Annotated in this window: 15 protein-coding genes; 9 read left to right on the forward strand and 6 right to left on the reverse strand. The window is 67.6% G+C overall.

Going from position 1 to position 14,248, the window contains the following annotated elements; translation table 11 throughout:
• Nucleotides 1–360 carry a GntR family transcriptional regulator gene (locus OG203_RS30550; protein ID WP_405168057.1) on the forward strand — a complete coding sequence of 120 codons (360 nt, stop codon included), beginning with the start codon at nucleotides 1–3 and terminating at the stop codon, nucleotides 358–360.
• Here the strand turns inward: OG203_RS30550 and OG203_RS30555 are convergent.
• Nucleotides 357–1,979, reverse strand: coding sequence for a dolichyl-phosphate-mannose--protein mannosyltransferase (locus tag OG203_RS30555; protein ID WP_405160691.1), 1,623 nt, complete (start codon nucleotides 1,977–1,979; stop codon nucleotides 357–359). The genes OG203_RS30550 and OG203_RS30555 overlap by 4 nt on opposite strands.
• A gap of 162 nt (nucleotides 1,980–2,141) precedes the next feature.
• On the opposite strand from OG203_RS30555, the gene rsmI reads away from it, so the two are divergent.
• From rsmI to OG203_RS30570, 3 genes are all read left to right on the forward strand, one after another.
• The gene (gene rsmI, locus OG203_RS30560; RefSeq protein ID WP_405160692.1) at nucleotides 2,142–3,002 is read left to right on the forward strand and encodes a 16S rRNA (cytidine(1402)-2'-O)-methyltransferase; all 861 of its coding nucleotides are present in this window, start codon (nucleotides 2,142–2,144) and stop codon (nucleotides 3,000–3,002) included.
• A 139-nt stretch (nucleotides 3,003–3,141) separates the two neighbouring features.
• Nucleotides 3,142–3,894: an isocitrate lyase/phosphoenolpyruvate mutase family protein gene (locus OG203_RS30565; protein ID WP_405160693.1), complete on the forward strand. Its 753-nt coding sequence runs from the start codon at nucleotides 3,142–3,144 to the stop codon at nucleotides 3,892–3,894.
• Between the two features lie 94 nt (nucleotides 3,895–3,988).
• Nucleotides 3,989–4,573, forward strand: coding sequence for a short chain dehydrogenase (locus OG203_RS30570; protein ID WP_405160694.1), 585 nt, complete (start codon nucleotides 3,989–3,991; stop codon nucleotides 4,571–4,573).
• Between the two features lie 23 nt (nucleotides 4,574–4,596).
• Here the strand turns inward: OG203_RS30570 and OG203_RS30575 are convergent, their stop codons facing one another.
• On the reverse strand, nucleotides 4,597–5,265 hold the full coding sequence (locus OG203_RS30575; protein WP_405160695.1) for a TetR/AcrR family transcriptional regulator: 669 nt from the start codon (nucleotides 5,263–5,265) through the stop codon (nucleotides 4,597–4,599).
• 123 nt (nucleotides 5,266–5,388) lie between these two features.
• Nucleotides 5,389–6,948 carry a methionine--tRNA ligase gene (gene metG, locus OG203_RS30580; RefSeq protein ID WP_405160696.1) on the reverse strand — a complete coding sequence of 520 codons (1,560 nt, stop codon included), beginning with the start codon at nucleotides 6,946–6,948 and terminating at the stop codon, nucleotides 5,389–5,391.
• 199 nt (nucleotides 6,949–7,147) lie between these two features.
• On the opposite strand from metG, the gene OG203_RS30585 reads away from it, so the two are divergent.
• The 5 genes from OG203_RS30585 to OG203_RS30605 all read left to right on the forward strand — a co-directional run bounded on the left by OG203_RS30585 (nucleotide 7,148) and on the right by OG203_RS30605 (nucleotide 12,288).
• Nucleotides 7,148–7,975, forward strand: coding sequence for a TatD family hydrolase (locus OG203_RS30585; RefSeq protein ID WP_405160697.1), 828 nt, complete (start codon nucleotides 7,148–7,150; stop codon nucleotides 7,973–7,975).
• Nucleotides 7,976–8,217: 242 nt separating this feature from the next.
• The gene (locus OG203_RS30590) at nucleotides 8,218–9,345 is read left to right on the forward strand and encodes a transglycosylase family protein (protein ID WP_405168058.1); all 1,128 of its coding nucleotides are present in this window, start codon (nucleotides 8,218–8,220) and stop codon (nucleotides 9,343–9,345) included.
• Nucleotides 9,346–9,639: 294 nt separating this feature from the next.
• Nucleotides 9,640–10,806: an alpha/beta fold hydrolase gene (locus tag OG203_RS30595; protein ID WP_405160698.1), complete on the forward strand. Its 1,167-nt coding sequence runs from the start codon at nucleotides 9,640–9,642 to the stop codon at nucleotides 10,804–10,806.
• A 137-nt stretch (nucleotides 10,807–10,943) separates the two neighbouring features.
• Entirely contained in the window at nucleotides 10,944–11,825 is an 882-nt protein-coding gene (gene rsmA, locus OG203_RS30600) for a 16S rRNA (adenine(1518)-N(6)/adenine(1519)-N(6))-dimethyltransferase RsmA (protein WP_405160699.1), read from the forward strand.
• 274 nt (nucleotides 11,826–12,099) lie between these two features.
• The gene (locus OG203_RS30605; protein WP_405160700.1) at nucleotides 12,100–12,288 is read left to right on the forward strand and encodes a hypothetical protein; all 189 of its coding nucleotides are present in this window, start codon (nucleotides 12,100–12,102) and stop codon (nucleotides 12,286–12,288) included.
• A 93-nt stretch (nucleotides 12,289–12,381) separates the two neighbouring features.
• Here OG203_RS30605 and OG203_RS30610 read toward each other — a convergent pair whose 3' ends face one another.
• The 3 genes from OG203_RS30610 to OG203_RS30620 form a co-directional block, all read right to left on the reverse strand.
• Entirely contained in the window at nucleotides 12,382–12,588 is a 207-nt protein-coding gene (locus OG203_RS30610) for a heavy-metal-associated domain-containing protein (RefSeq protein WP_405160701.1), read from the reverse strand.
• Between the two features lie 102 nt (nucleotides 12,589–12,690).
• Complete coding sequence (locus tag OG203_RS30615; protein ID WP_405160702.1) at nucleotides 12,691–13,539, reverse strand: CPBP family intramembrane glutamic endopeptidase; 849 nt, start codon at nucleotides 13,537–13,539, stop codon at nucleotides 12,691–12,693.
• A 29-nt stretch (nucleotides 13,540–13,568) separates the two neighbouring features.
• The gene (locus OG203_RS30620; RefSeq protein WP_405160703.1) at nucleotides 13,569–14,177 is read right to left on the reverse strand and encodes a TetR/AcrR family transcriptional regulator; all 609 of its coding nucleotides are present in this window, start codon (nucleotides 14,175–14,177) and stop codon (nucleotides 13,569–13,571) included.
• Nucleotides 14,178–14,248: the final 71 nt, after the last annotated feature.

A 14,248-nucleotide genomic window follows, 5' to 3' on the forward strand; every position in this document is an offset into this window, starting at 1 on the left:
ATGTTCAACGTCACCGTGTCGCATGAGTCGACCGTCCCGCCCTACGAGCAGTTACGTATGGGCATCATCGCCAAGGTGCGCTCCGGCGAGCTGACCGCGGGCACGAAGATCCCCACGGTACGGGCGCTGGCCGCGCAACTGGGCCTCGCCCCCAACACGGTCGCCCGCGCCTACCGCGAACTGGAAGCCGACGGCGTCGTCGAAACCCGAGGCAGACAGGGCTCTTTCATCGCCTCCTCCGGCGACCCGACCCGCGATGTCGCCGGCCGCGCCGCCACCGCCTACGTCGCCACCGTCCGCCGCCTTGGACTCGACGATGCGGCCGCGTTGCGCTACGTCAAAGCGGCGCTGGAGGGTTAGCGCCAGCTGGGCAGCCAGAGGTGGTCGTGCCAGTTGCCGGGCGTGATGGGGAGTGCGGTGAGGATCGGCCAGAGCCAGATGAAGTTGGCGATCACCAGGCCGAGGTAGAGGCAGACGGCGAGCAGGCCGAGGGCGTGGCGTTCGTCGGGGGAGACCGGGAGATAGGTTCCGGCGGGACTGCGCGGCACCGGTATTCGCCGCGACGGGCCGAGGATGTCGCCGAGGACCAGGGCCATGCCCATCACCAGGAATGGCGCGAGGGCGACGGCGTAGAAGTAGTACATCTGCCGGTCCAGGGTCAGGAACCAGGGCAGTAGCGCAGCGCCGTAGCCGACGAGTACCGCGGCGTAGCGCCAGTCGCGGCGAACAACGCTGCGCCACAACATCCAGCCGATCACCGGGAGAGCCAGCCACCAGATCGCGGGGGTGCCGATCAGCATGACGGCCTTGACGCACTGGGTCTGCCCGCAGCCGCTGACGCCGTTGTCGGCGTAGTAGTAGAGCATCGGCCGCAGGCCCATCGGCCAGGTCCACGGCTTGGATTCCCACGGGTGGTGATTGCCCGCCGAATTGGTCAGGCCTTCATGGAATTCCAATGCTCTCGCGCTGAAATACCATAGTGAGCGCAACGCGTCGGGCACCCAGCTGAACAGTCCGCCGGTGCCGATCGGCTTCGTCGGGGCGGACGGGTTGCCGACCATGTACCGGTCGATACCGGTTTCGCTGGCGAACCAGGCCCAGTACGTGCCCAGATACACCCCGAGCGGGATCAGCACCAGCGCGTACAGCGCGGGCCCGACATCGCGGATCCCGGCGCCGAACCATGGATTGCGCACCCCGTACGCCCGCCGCGCCGCCACATCGAACAAGACGCTCATCAGGCCGAACGCGACGATGAAGTAGACGCCGGACCATTTTGTCCCGCAGGCCAATCCGAGCATGATCCCGGCGCCGAAGCGCCACCAGCGCACCCCGAGCCGAGGACCCCACGGTGTCTCGTCGATCCGCCCCTCGGCGTCGGCCTTCGCCATCCTGGCCCGCACCTCGTCGCGGTCGACGATCAGACAGCCGAAGGCCGCGGTGGCGAAGAACGCCAGGAAGATGTCGAGCATGCCGATGCGCGACGAGACGAAGGTGGTGCCGTCGGCGATCAGCAGGATGCCAGCGATCGCGCCGATCAGGGTGGACCGCGCCATTCTTCGCACGATCCGGATCACCAGCAGTATCAGCACGGTTCCGGCCATCGCGGAGGCGAAGCGCCAGCCCCAGCCGTTGTAGCCGAACATCGCCTCGCCGATCGCGATGAGCTGCTTGGCGACCGGCGGATGCACAACGAGCCCGTAGCCGGGGTTGTCCTCCACCCCACCGCCGTTGAGCATCTGCCAGGCTTGCGGCGCGTAATGCTTCTCATCGAACACCGGGGTGCCTGCGTCGGTCGGATAGTTGAGCATGGTGAACCGCGTCACCGCGGCGATCGCGGTGAGGAACGCGGTGACCACCCAACCGCGCACGGTATCGGTCGGCCCGAAATCGGGCGATGGCCGCCGCGGCGCGGGGCTCGACCAGGAGGGCACGGCCCCGAACGGAGCGGTCGCGCGCTGGTCGGTCACCTGTGTCACGCTCCGATCGTATGCTGTGCGCGCCGCAAGGTCCCGCAGCGGTGAGCCCGACACCGGGTGAATCCGATAGCCAACGCCGAGTCGGGCTGCGAGTGCGGGATGGGCGAGTCGATAGGCTGCGGAGGTCCCGGTGGGTGCCGGGCGGGTCGAGACGGGAGTGCGGTGGCGGACGAGGCGACAGGGCCGGGCAGGCTGGTGCTCGCGGCGACGCCGATGGGCGACATCGGTGACGCGTCGCAGCGGCTGCGCGACGCGCTCGGGTCGGCCGACATCGTCGCGGCCGAAGACACGCGGCGCACCAAGTCGCTCGCCAAGTCGCTGGGAGTGGAGATCACCGGGCGGGTGGTCAGCTTCTACGACCACGTGGAGATCGCGCGGATTCCGGCGCTGCTCGCCGATATCGAGGCGGGACGCACCGTGCTGCTGGTGACCGACGCGGGCATGCCGTCGGTCAGCGACCCCGGCTACCGGTTGGTCGCGGCCTGTGCGGAGCGGGATCTGCCGGTGACCTGCCTGCCTGGACCGTCGGCCGTCACCACCGCGCTCGCGCTGTCGGCCCTGCCGGTAGAACGGTTCTGCTTCGACGGCTTCGCGCCGCGCAAGGGCGGTCAGCGCCGAGAATGGTTGCGCACCTTGGCTACCGAGTCGCGCGCCTGTGTCTTCTTCGAGGCGCCGCACCGTCTCGCCGACTGTTTGGCCGATGCGGTCGAGGTGCTCGGCCCCGATCGGCGCGCCGCCGTGTGCCGCGAACTGACCAAGACCTACGAGGAGGTCATCCGCGGCACCCTCGCCGAGGTCGCCGCCTGGGCCGTGGACGGCGCCCGCGGCGAGATCACCGTCGTGCTCGAAGGCGCGCAACCGAAATCGGCCGACCCCGCCGACCTGGTCGAGGAAGTCGAGGCGTTGACCGCCGACGGCACCCGCCTCAAGGACGCCTGCGCGCAAATCGCGGGCGAGAACGGTGTCTCCCGCAACGAGCTCTACGACGCGGTGCTCGTCGCCCGCCGTGATGGCGAGGACTGACCAAATCGCAACGGAGAGTTGCTAGTTCGCGCATCGGCGCACCGCCTCGCGTAGTCACCAGCTTCGCGGGCACCGTCACCCGCCTGACGCCGCAGGGCTGACCGATGCGCGCGTCTCGCCGACGCGGCATGATCGTCCTATGACCTCTCTGGAAAGCAAGGCCAAGGCATTCCTCGCACTGCACCGTCCTGGTGATCCCGCCGTGCTGCCCACCGTGTGGGACGCATGGTCGGCGAAGGTCGCGGTGGACGCCGGGTTCGCGGCGCTCACCGTCGGCAGTCATCCCGTCGCCGACTCGATCGGCCGCGCCGATGGCGAAGGCATGACCTTCGCCGAGTCGCTCACCAGGGTCCGGCAGATCACCGAGGCCGTCGAGGTGCCGGTATCGGTCGATATCGAGTCGGGCTACGGCCTCGAACCCGCCCAGCTGATCGAGGGCCTGCTCGAGGCGGGCGCCGTCGGGCTGAACATCGAGGACACCGTGCACAGCGAGGGCAAGCGCCTGCGCGCGCCGCAGGAGCACGCCGACCTCGTGCACGGCCTGCGCCAGTTCGCCGACGCGGCCGGGGTGCACGTGGTGGTCAACGCCAGGACCGACATGTTCCTGCGCCAGGACGGCGACGAGGCCGACCGGGTCGACCGCGCCATCGAGCGCCTGCGACTGGCCGCCGCCGCGGGTGCCGATGTGCTCTTCCCCGCAGGCGCGCAGGCCGACGCCGACGTGCGCCGCCTGACCGGCGAACTGCCGCTGCCCATCAGCATGGTCGGCCTGCCCGACAAGTCCGACAAGGCGGTGCTCGCCGACCAGGGCGTGGCCCGCATCAGCTTCGGCCCCTACCTGCAGCGCGCCCTCACCGCCGAGATCGAACGCCTCCTCGCGCGCTGGAAGTAACCGAGTACCGACGAGTGGCACACCATCGAGAACCCTTCGCGGCCAACGCCACAACCCTGTGCCACTCGTCGAGGACGCCTGCGATGATCGATGGGTGAAGGTACTTGTGGTTGGGGCCAGTGGGATGCTCGGTGGTGCGGTTGCCGAGGTGTTGGCCGGTTCGCATGAGGTGGTGCGGGCGGGGCGGCGCGGGCCGGTGCGGGTCGATCTCGAGGACGTATCGTCGGTGGACGCGCTGTTCACGGAGGTGACCGATCTCGACGCGGTGGTGTGTTGCGCGGCAAGCGGACCGCTCGTCGATCTGGTAGCGGCTGACGACGATGAGATCGCCGCCGGTATCCAGGGCAAGCTGCTCGGCCAGGTTGCCTTGGCGCAGCGGGCGATTCGCCATCTGCGCGTTGGTGGTTCGATCACGTTGACAAGCGGGACCTTCGTCGCGCCACTGGCCGGTGGCTCGCTCGGGGCGCTCATCAACTCGGGCCTGGAGGGGTTCGTCCGGAATGCGTCCGCCGAACTGCCGAATGATCTGCGCATCAATGTGATCAGCCCAGGCTGGATCAGTGAGACGCTGGCAAAGCTCGGCATGGACGAGTCCGGTGGCACGCCGGTCGCCGACGTCGCGAAGTTGTATGTGGCCGCCGTGCAAGGGTATTCGCAGGGCCAGACCATTCGCCCCTGAATGCCGAAGCAGGGGAATCGGTTTCAGGCGGACAAGCCGAGTGTTGTGCTGACGAAATGCACGAACAATGGAGCCAGCTCGGGGACACGCGAGGGGCCGTCGGACACGATGACCCGGCGGGTTCGCTCGCCGATCGCGTCCGGGAGTAGTGCGATCAGCTCGTCCGAAACCTCGGGTAGCGCCGGATCCGCCTGGCGCGCTTGGTGATAGAAGAGGCGGTACAGCTCGGCGAAGCGGTCGACGGCAAGGTCGCGATAGTTGACCGCGGTCTGATTCACCATGAACGATTCGACCAGCACGAGTCTGGCGAAATCAGGTTCCGCCGCGACGGTTTCGCAAAACGTGCCGACGATCGACTCGATTCTGGCGTGCGCATCGGCATCCGGCGCGAGCTGGGCCAGCTCCTCGGTGATCCGGGCGGCCACCATGTCGACGCCGGTGTGCACCGCCTCGACGAAGCAATCCTCCTTGTTCGCGAAGTGCTCATAGAACGTGCTGCGCGAGACCCGTGCTCGGGCAACGATATCGGTGAGCGTCGTGCCGGAATACCCGTTGCGGTAGACGCATTCGACCATCGCCTCGATGAGTCGACCGCGTTGGGAGACCAGGACGGCGTCCCGTGCCGCCCGATGCCGGTCGGCGAAACTGTTCTGCGGCACGGGTGTCGAGTCTGGCGCCTGCTTTCGGCGCATGGGTGCCCTCCCTGTTCGGCGAACGTTCGTAACCCAGCATTATGCGACTGTGCGCACAATGGGTTACGCGCCGGTGGGCAACGAGGGCCGTTTCGGGCCGCGGCCGAGACGGCCGCGTGCGTATCAGTCCTTCGGCTCGATGTACTTGGGGTACACCGGTTCCGGTGCTGGCAACACCACGCCGGGCACGATCGGCGTCGCGATATCGGCGAACGTGCGATCCTGCTGACCCAGCTGATCGAGGATCTTGCTCGCCGAGCCCGGCACCACCGGCTGCACCAGGATCGCGACGATCCGCAGCACCTCGAGCGTCACGTACAGCACCGTCGCCTCGCGCGCCAGATCCTCCGGTGTCCCGGACTTGGCCAGCGCCCACGGCGCCTGCGCGGAGAAGTACCTGTTCGTCTCGCCGAGCGTCAGCCAGATCGCCTCCAGCGCGAGATGCATTTGCTGAGCGTCGTATTCGGCGCGGCAGCGGTCGAGCAGCCCGTTGGTGAGATCGAGCAGCGTACGGTCGGCATCGGTGAACTCGCCCGGCGTCGGCACCACGCCACCGCAGTCGCGCGCGACCAGCTTGGTGCTGCGCTGCACGAGATTGCCGAACTCGTTGGCCAGATCCGAGTTGATCCGGCCGACGATCGCGTCGTGGCTGTAGCTGCCGTCCTGCCCATAGGAGATCTCGCGCAGCAGGAAAAAGCGCACCGCGTCGACGCCATAGGTATCGACCAGCTCCAGCGGGTCGACCACATTGCCGACCGACTTGGACATCTTCTCGCCCTTGTTGTACAGGAACCCGTGCACGAAAACGCGTTTCGGCACCTCGACGCCCGCCGAAAGCAGGAACGCGGGCCAGTACACCGTGTGGAACCTGGTGATGTCCTTGCCGACGATGTGCACGTCGGCGGGCCAGAACTTCTGGAACGCAGCCGATTCCGTGTCCGGGTAGCCGACGCCGGTGATGTAGTTGGTGAGCGCGTCCATCCACACGTACATCACGTGATCGGGATGGCCGGGCACCGGCACACCCCAGTCGAAGGTGGTGCGCGAGATGGACAGATCCTTCAGCCCGGCCTTGACGTAGCTGACGATCTCGTTGCGCCGCGTTGCGGGCGCGATGAATTCGGGATGCTCCTCGTAGAGCGCGAGCAGCTTGTCCTGGTACGCCGAGAGCTTGAAGAAGAAGTTCGACTCCTCGGTCCAGGTGACCGGCGTCTTCGACTCGGTGGAGATCCGCGTGCCGTCATCGAGCAGCGAGGTCTCTTCCTCGGTGTAGAAGGCCTCGTCACGCACCGAGTACCAGCCGGAGTAGTTGCCGAGGTAGATGTCGCCGTTGGCGAGCATCCGCTCCCACAGCGCGGTGCTTGCCGCCAGGTGATCCTCGTCGGTGGTCCGGATGAACCGGTCGTAGGAGATGTCCAAGGTCCTGTCCAGCGCCTCGAACACATCGGAGTTTCGACTCGCGAGCTCCTCCACCGGGACACCCTCGGCCGCGGCCGTCTGCTGCATCTTCTGACCGTGCTCGTCGGTGCCGGTCATGAAGAACACGTCGAACCCGTCGAGCCGCTTGAAGCGGGCGATGGCGTCGGCCGAGATGTACTCGTAGGCATGGCCGATGTGCGGCGCACCGTTCGGGTAGGCAATGGCCGTAGTGATGTAGAAGGCGGGGCGGTCAGCTGCGCTCATGCCTGCACCTCGCTGACGCTCGGCTCCGGCATGACCGCATGGGCGGCTGTGTTAATGGTTCGCTCGCTTCGCTCGCTCATGGTGTGTCTACTGTAGTGGCCGTGGTTTCTATCGCTCACGCGAATATCCGCTGTGCCGTTTCAGTCGCCGCGGCGATCCTGCCGACCGGTGCCGATTCCGCTGTGTCCGGCGGTTTTCGATGAGCAGCAAGCGTCCCGCGCCGGACCTGCCGGAGCCGCTCGCGCCGATCATCGACGCGCATACCCACCTCGACGCCTGCGGTGCCACCGACGCGGCGTCCACCGCTGTCATCGTGGACCGCGCCGCCTCGGTCGGGGTGGGCCAGGTGGTCACTGTCGCCGATGACCTCGCCGCCGCGCAGTGGGCAGTGCAAGCCGCGCACTGGGACGCTCGCGTCTACGCCGCCGTCGCACTGCACCCCACCCGTGCCAACGCGCTCGACGATGCCGCGAAGGCCGAACTCGAACGTCTCGCCGCCGACCCGCGCGTGGTCGCGATCGGCGAGACCGGACTCGACTACTACTGGCCGGGCAAACTCGACGGGTGCGCCGACATCGAGACCCAGATCGAGGGCTTTCGCTGGCACATCGACCTGGCGAAGCGGCTGCGCAAACCGCTGATGATCCACAATCGCGAGGCCGACCACGATTTGCTGACGGTGCTGCTGGACGAGGGCGCGCCGTCCACCGTGATCTTCCATTGCTTCTCTTCGGATACCAATATGGCACTGGCCTGCGTGGCAGAGGGTTATCTGCTGAGTTTCTCCGGAACGGTGAGTTTCAAGAATGCGCACGAGCTGCGCGAAGCCGCCAAAGTTGTGCCGGACGAGCTGATTCTGGTCGAAACGGACGCACCGTATTTAACGCCGCATCCTTTCCGTGGTGCTCCCAACGAACCGTATTGCCTCCCGTACACCGTGCGCGCCCTCGCGGAAGTACGCGAAACGGACCCGGCCGAATTGGCGAAGATCACCACGGCAAACGCGCGCCGCGTCTACGGAATCTGAACAAACCGCTATTTTCCGGCTATTTGAGTACCCGCAAGGGGGCTGGATATGCGAGGTGTGTCTTAGGTCACATCGGCGTGTATATTTCGTGATCAACCTGCGGTAGCGATATCTGTTCGTGATATTGAAAGCGCCAGCTGAAGCAAGTGAAGGTTGTCTACCCCCAAACCCCTCGTTATCGTACTGTGACCATGGCCAACCCGTCACCCGCCCGCCGCCCCTCACGGGATCACTCCGCGATGCTGTGGCCAGTCACGCGAATCAACCAGTCTCGCTCGCCGCTGCTGTACGCGGCGGTCGGCGCGCTGCTGATGACACTGATCATCGGCGCGGGGCTGGCGATTGTGAACCGCAAGACGGTGACGGTCGTCGTCGACGGTGAGAAGCGGATCGAGACGACGATGTCGCTCAATGTCCGCGGTGTGCTGCGGGCCGCCGGGTTCGCCGTGACCGAGCGCGACCGGGTCGCCCCCGCGCTCGCCGCGAAGATCGGCGACGGCGCCACCATCACGCTCAACCGGGCGCGTGAGGTCAAGCTGATGGTCGACGGCCAGGCGCGCGAGGTATGGACCACCGGGCTGACCGCTGGCGAGGCGCTCGAGCAGTTGAGCATGCCCAAAGAGGTGTTCGTATCGCCCGCGCGCAACGAGAAGCTGCCGCTGGAAGGCGCCGCGCTGAATGTCTCGACGCCGCGATCGGTCTCGCTGCTCGACGGCATCGGGGCTCCCGTCGACGTGCGGCTCGCCGCGCCGACCGTCGGCGACTTCCTCACGGTGGCCGGTGTTCCGCTGATCGAGCAGGACACCGTTGAGCCTGCCGCGTCCACCCCGCTGACCGACGGCGTGCGAATCACGGTGACCCGCAAGCGAATCGAGAACCGCACGGAGACGCTGCCGCTCGACCCGCCGGAGAACGTGATCGAAGACCCGACCATGAACATGAGCCGCTCGGTGGTGGAAACCCAGGGCGCGCCCGGCGTCCAGGACGTCACCTTCGCGGTCACCATGGTCAACGGCACCGAAGTGGACCGCAAGCCGATCGCCTCGAACGTGACGGTGACCGCGCAGCCGAAGACCGTCCGCAAGGGCGCCAAGCCGGGCACCGAGGTGCCGCCGGTGCGCGACGGCTCGACCTGGGACGCGCTGGCCCGCTGCGAGTCCACCGGCAACTGGGGCATCAACAACGGCAACGGTTACTACGGCGGCATCCAATTCGACCAGGGCACCTGGGAACGCCAGGGCGGCCTGAAGTACGCCCCCCGCGCCGACCTGGCGACCCGCGAAGAGCAGATCGCCATCGCCGAGGTCACCCGCGCCCGCCAGGGTTGGGGCGCCTGGCCCGCCTGCACCAGCCGCCTCGGCATCGAGTAACCCCCGCCGCCACCTAGGCGCAAATCGGCATCAGCCGGTGCGGCATCGGCTGACTACTGTCCGCGTCGGTCTGCGGGGCATCGGTTTGGGGGCGGCCGACCATCAGACGGCTTGGCATCTGTTGGGCGCCGTTCGCATTCGGCCGCACGCCTGCTGCGGCGGTGGGGTGAGCGCGGTTACGGAGCAGGATTTCTTGGTGTTGCCTGCGATTCGCCCGGCGGTCATGCGGATGTGCTGATCTGTACACTCGTCCAGGTTTGTGGCGGTGTGGGTCGGGTCAGTGAGGTGTGTTCGATGAGGGTTGTTCAGCTGTGCAGGCGTGCGGTGGCCGTGGCCACGATGTCGGCCAGTGCCGCGTTGTTCGTGAATGTCGCTCCGGCGCAAGCGGAAAGCCCGGGGACGCTGATCTCGACCGCCGCGCAGCCGGACGGCTGGCACGGGGTATCGGGCGGTTCGGTGCTCGAATACTGGATGCGCGGATCCGACGGCACGCCACGGCAGGCCAGCGGCGCGCTGTTCGTCCCGCAGGGCACGCCGCCCGCGTCCGGCTGGCCGGTCGTCGCGTACGACCACGGCACCAGTGGTCTCGGTGCTGGCTGCGGCGGCCAATCCGCGCCGGAGGGTCATCCCTATCAGCAGACCCGGTCGAAAGAGGATCAGCTGATCCAGCGCCTGCTCGCGCAGGGCTTCGCCGTTGTCGCGCCCGACTACCTCGGACTCGGCCGCTTCGACACCGGTCCGCACCCCTATCTGGAGATCGCCACCGAGGCGACGGCAACCATCGACCTGTTGCGCGCGGCCCGCGCCACGCACCCCGAGCTGTCGCGCACCTGGGCCGTGCTCGGTGTCTCGCAGGGCGGCCAGGCCGCGCTCGGCACCGGCCACCTACAGGCCAGCTACGCGCCCGACCTCGACTTCCGCGGCACCGTCGCGATCGATCCCGAATCCGACGTTGAGAAGATACTGCCGCTGGCCGGGCCGGTCATCCCCGCCGTTCCCGGCAACGACGGTGCGATGAGCTTCTTCGTCAGCATCCTGGCCGGGCTGCGCGCGGCCCGCCCCGACGTGCACGTCGACCAGTACCTCACCCCGCAGGGCCGCGCGGTCCTCGACAGCGTCGGCCCGCTGTGCCTGGACGGCATCATCGATCGGGTGCACGGCCTCGGCGTCGGCGACCTGCTCGCCAGGCCGCTCGCCGAGGAGCCGATCCGCTCCGCCCTCGACGCCTACCTCACCGTGCCGACCTCCGGCTACAACGCACCGATCCTGTTGCTACTCAACATCACCGACACCACTGTCCCCTCCCCGCTGCACGCCGCCCTCGCCGCCCAGTTCGCCGCCAATGGCGTCGACTTCAACACCGTCACCGGCACCGGCAAGCACACCCAGCTCAACCCCCCGATGCAAGCCGCCCTCGACGCCTTCCTCGATCGCATCAAGGCCACTCCGCTCCAGCAGTAAGCCGGCACCGTCCCCGCGCACAACTTCGCCGGTCCGCGCCTGGATTCGCGTGCCGCGCGCAGTGGCCAGCTGTTTCGTGCGCCACGGGCAAAAGGTGCGCGGCGATGTGGGGGCGCGGGGGTTGATAGGTTCTTCAGGTGTCCGAACCTGAAGTTGCCGCTCGTGGGAGTGCCGCGTTGCTCGGGCCCGCCGAGGTGCGGGTACTGGCCGAGCGGCTCGGTGTGCGGCCGACCAAGCAGCTCGGGCAGAACTTCGTGCACGACGCGAACACGGTGCGGCGGATCGTCGCGGCGGCCGGGGTCGGGCGTGCCGACGTGGTGCTCGAGGTCGGGCCCGGGTTGGGCTCGCTGACGTTGGCGTTGCTCGACGTGGTGGATTCGGTGGTCGCCGTCGAGATCGATCCGGTGCTCGCGCGCCACCTTCCGGTGACCGTCGCGGACCGGGCGCCCGAACTGGCCGACCGGCTGAAGGTGGTCGAGGCCGACGCGCTTCGGGTCGCCGCCGCGGATCTCCCCGCGCTGCCGACCGCGCTGGTTGCGAACCTGCCGTACAACGTCGCGGTACCGGTGCTACTCCATCTGCTCGCCGAATTGCCAAGCATCGCAGTCTCTTTGGTGATGGTGCAGGCGGAGGTTGCCGACCGGCTCGCGGCCGACCCCGGCAGCCGCATCTACGGCGTGCCCAGCGTGAAGGCCGGTTTCTTCGGCACCGTCCGCCGCGCGGGCGCCGTCGGCACCCAGGTCTTCTGGCCCGCCCCGCGCGTCGACTCCGGCCTGGTCCGCGTCGACCGCTACGCCGAACCTCCGTGGCCGATGGACGACGCCCACCGCCGCCGCGTCTGGGAGGTCGTCGACGCCGCCTTCGCCCAACGCCGCAAAACCCTCCGCGCCGCCCTCGCCGGCTGGGCAGGCTCGCCCGCCGAAGCCGAACGCCGCCTGCTCGCCGCGGGCATCGCCCCCACCGCCCGCGGCGAAACCCTCGACACCGCAGCCTTCGTCCGCCTCGCCGCCCAATCCTGACCACGCTGGGCGAGCCCGCCGGTGCGGTGCGCGAAACCCATTGCCAGTTCTCGAATTGCAGCGTGGGAACCATCGTGAACACGATCACCGGCACGGCGAGTGCGATGCTGATCAGTAGCCTGCGTGGCAGCGCGACGAGGTTGGCGTACTGGTCGGTTTGCGTTGCGGCGGAACCGAATACGTACACCGCGTGCTCGCATCGACAACGTGTTCCACCGGCGAATCCGGCGATACGGATTGTGGATAACCCGCTTTTGTCTTTTTCGTCACGAAGTTGACGGTCGCCGTGGCGCCGTCGATTCGGTTGAGCTGCTTCGCGATCCGCGCGGCACGGGAAGTGCAGGTCACCCCGCCTATCGCGAACTCGATCGAGCGCAGGTCGGCGGGTGTGGACATCGGTACCTGCCACCCGGATGTGGTGCGCCGCCGGATGTGGATGGGCCTGTGGATGATTCGACCATAGGCAGTTCCATCGTGAACTCAGCCGGTCGCCGTGTGAGAAGTCTAGATGCGGCCGACGAGCGCCCGCACGCGGGGTGTGGAAGCCGGTCCTGCGTCAGACAGCGATCTCGTAGCCTGCCTCGTCCACGGCGGCGACGATATCGGAGTCGGCGATCGGTGCCGCGCTGTCGACGGTGACCGCACCGCTGGCGAGGTCGACGTCGACGCTGGTGACGCCGTCGATCTTGCCGATCTCCGTCTTGACGGAGCTCACGCAGTGCCCGCAGGTCATCCCCGTGACGGTGTAGGTGGAACTGGGCATCTCCGACTCCTTCGCTCATTCTCCATCATACGGGCCGGGGGTACCCCGCCCTGATCGAACATACCCCCGCTGGGTATTGCGCGCAAGTGGCCGGATCGCCGTTCATCGCGCGCGCGACGACCGTACTGCGAGTGTCGCCGCGGCGATGAAAACCGCTCCGAGCGCGGTGATCACGACCTGTGGACTGGCGAGTGTGTCATCGCCCGCGCTCAGGTAGATCCCGACATTGATCAACCAGTGTCCCACCGCCGCGACCAGCACCCGCTGCCAGAAACTACCGGTGCCGAGCGCGCCCAACAACACGGCGAACGCCATCGCCGAGACGAAGAACGACACCGCGACCACCGGGCCGGCGCCGAATGCTTGCACATGCCACAGCGCCCACACCGCACCGGTCACCGCGATCGCCGCGAACCGGCGCATCCGCGTTTCCAGCAGCGGTTGCAGGAAGCCGCGCCAGCCGATCTCCTCGCCGGTCGCGCCGATGAGCTGCACCACGAAGAACACCACGAACGGCACCCCGCCGACCGCGACAGGCCCGACCAGGTCGTGGCCGGTCAATGCCGTCGCACCGGCGATCAATAGCCCGAACAGCAGGCATGCCGCCAGGATGTATCCGAGATTCTCGCGAACCCGTCGGGCGGACACCGCGGCGGGCAACAGCGGGCCGATGACTTTGCGGCCGATGAGCCAGGTGACCAGCGCGCCGAGCGCCGGTGCGAACTGGACTAGCGAAAGCGCCGCCGCGTCGATGCCCGAAACCGGTTGCAGCGCAAGCATTGCCACCGAGGCGACGAGCGTGGCCAGGACGTAGATCCCGATCAATGTCCAGAAGACGCGGCCGGTCGGTACCGGAACCGGCTGCTCGGTCCGCGCGGTGTCGGCGGTGGGAAGGTCGGGCTGAGCTATCACCGGGAAATCGTCACACGGTGCCTGCACTGTCCCCTTCATACTCGAGGGCTATTTATCGCACTGCGTTGTCATACTTTTGGTGCTGTCCGGCCCCAGCCGTGCATGGCCAACTCGGCGACTTGCTCCAGTTCCGCGCGGCTCGCGCCGTCCCTGGACGCCTGCGACATGCCCTGCAGGACGGTACCGATGTACCGAGCCATCGTCGGCGCGTCGACCTCGGCGTCGAGCACGCCCGCGTCGATATCGGCCTGAATCCGTTCGGTGAGCAATCCGATGTTCCGAGTGCGCAGCTCGCGCAGCAGGTCGGCGACCTCGCCGCTGTTCGTGTTGACACCCGCGGTCATCACGAGGCAGCCCTGCGGGTAGCCGGGCCTGGTGTATTCGACCGCCGCGTCACGTAAGGAGCGCCGCATCGCCGCTTCGGCCGTCGGCTCCTCGGCCAGCGCGCGCGGGATGAACTGGCCGAACTGCGCCCCGAAGCTCTGTACGGCCTCGCGGAACAGCGACGCCTTATCGCCGAACGCCGCGTAGAGGCTCGGCGCGCCGATGCCCATCGCCGTGGTCAGGTCGCCGATCGAGGTCGCCTCATAACCGCGCGCCCAGAACAGCCGCATGGCCTTGTCCAGTGCGGCTTCCCGGTCGAACGAGCGTGGCCGGCCGCGAGTCGAGGTACTCATGAAAATAATTCTATAGCGATCGCTAGTGAATGTGTTAGTGTCCTTGTTCTGTAGTGATCACTAGAGAAAGG

The organism is Nocardia sp. NBC_01499, from assembly GCF_045040275.1.
Lineage (GTDB): Bacteria > Actinomycetota > Actinomycetes > Mycobacteriales > Mycobacteriaceae > Nocardia.

Coding starts and splice junctions, on each gene's coding strand:
- OG203_RS30550 (WP_405168057.1), top strand. CDS start 1: ATGTTCAACGTCACCGTGTCGCATGAGTCGACCGTCCCGCCCTACGAG.
- OG203_RS30565 (WP_405160693.1), top strand. CDS start 3,142: ATGACCTCTCTGGAAAGCAAGGCCAAGGCATTCCTCGCACTGCACCGT.
- OG203_RS30575 (WP_405160695.1), bottom strand. CDS start 5,265: ATGCGCCGAAAGCAGGCGCCAGACTCGACACCCGTGCCGCAGAACAGT.
- metG (WP_405160696.1), bottom strand. CDS start 6,948: ATGAGCGCAGCTGACCGCCCCGCCTTCTACATCACTACGGCCATTGCC.
- OG203_RS30585 (WP_405160697.1), top strand. CDS start 7,148: ATGAGCAGCAAGCGTCCCGCGCCGGACCTGCCGGAGCCGCTCGCGCCG.
- OG203_RS30595 (WP_405160698.1), top strand. CDS start 9,640: ATGAGGGTTGTTCAGCTGTGCAGGCGTGCGGTGGCCGTGGCCACGATG.
- OG203_RS30610 (WP_405160701.1), bottom strand. CDS start 12,588: ATGCCCAGTTCCACCTACACCGTCACGGGGATGACCTGCGGGCACTGC.
- OG203_RS30615 (WP_405160702.1), bottom strand. CDS start 13,539: ATGAAGGGGACAGTGCAGGCACCGTGTGACGATTTCCCGGTGATAGCT.
- OG203_RS30620 (WP_405160703.1), bottom strand. CDS start 14,177: ATGAGTACCTCGACTCGCGGCCGGCCACGCTCGTTCGACCGGGAAGCC.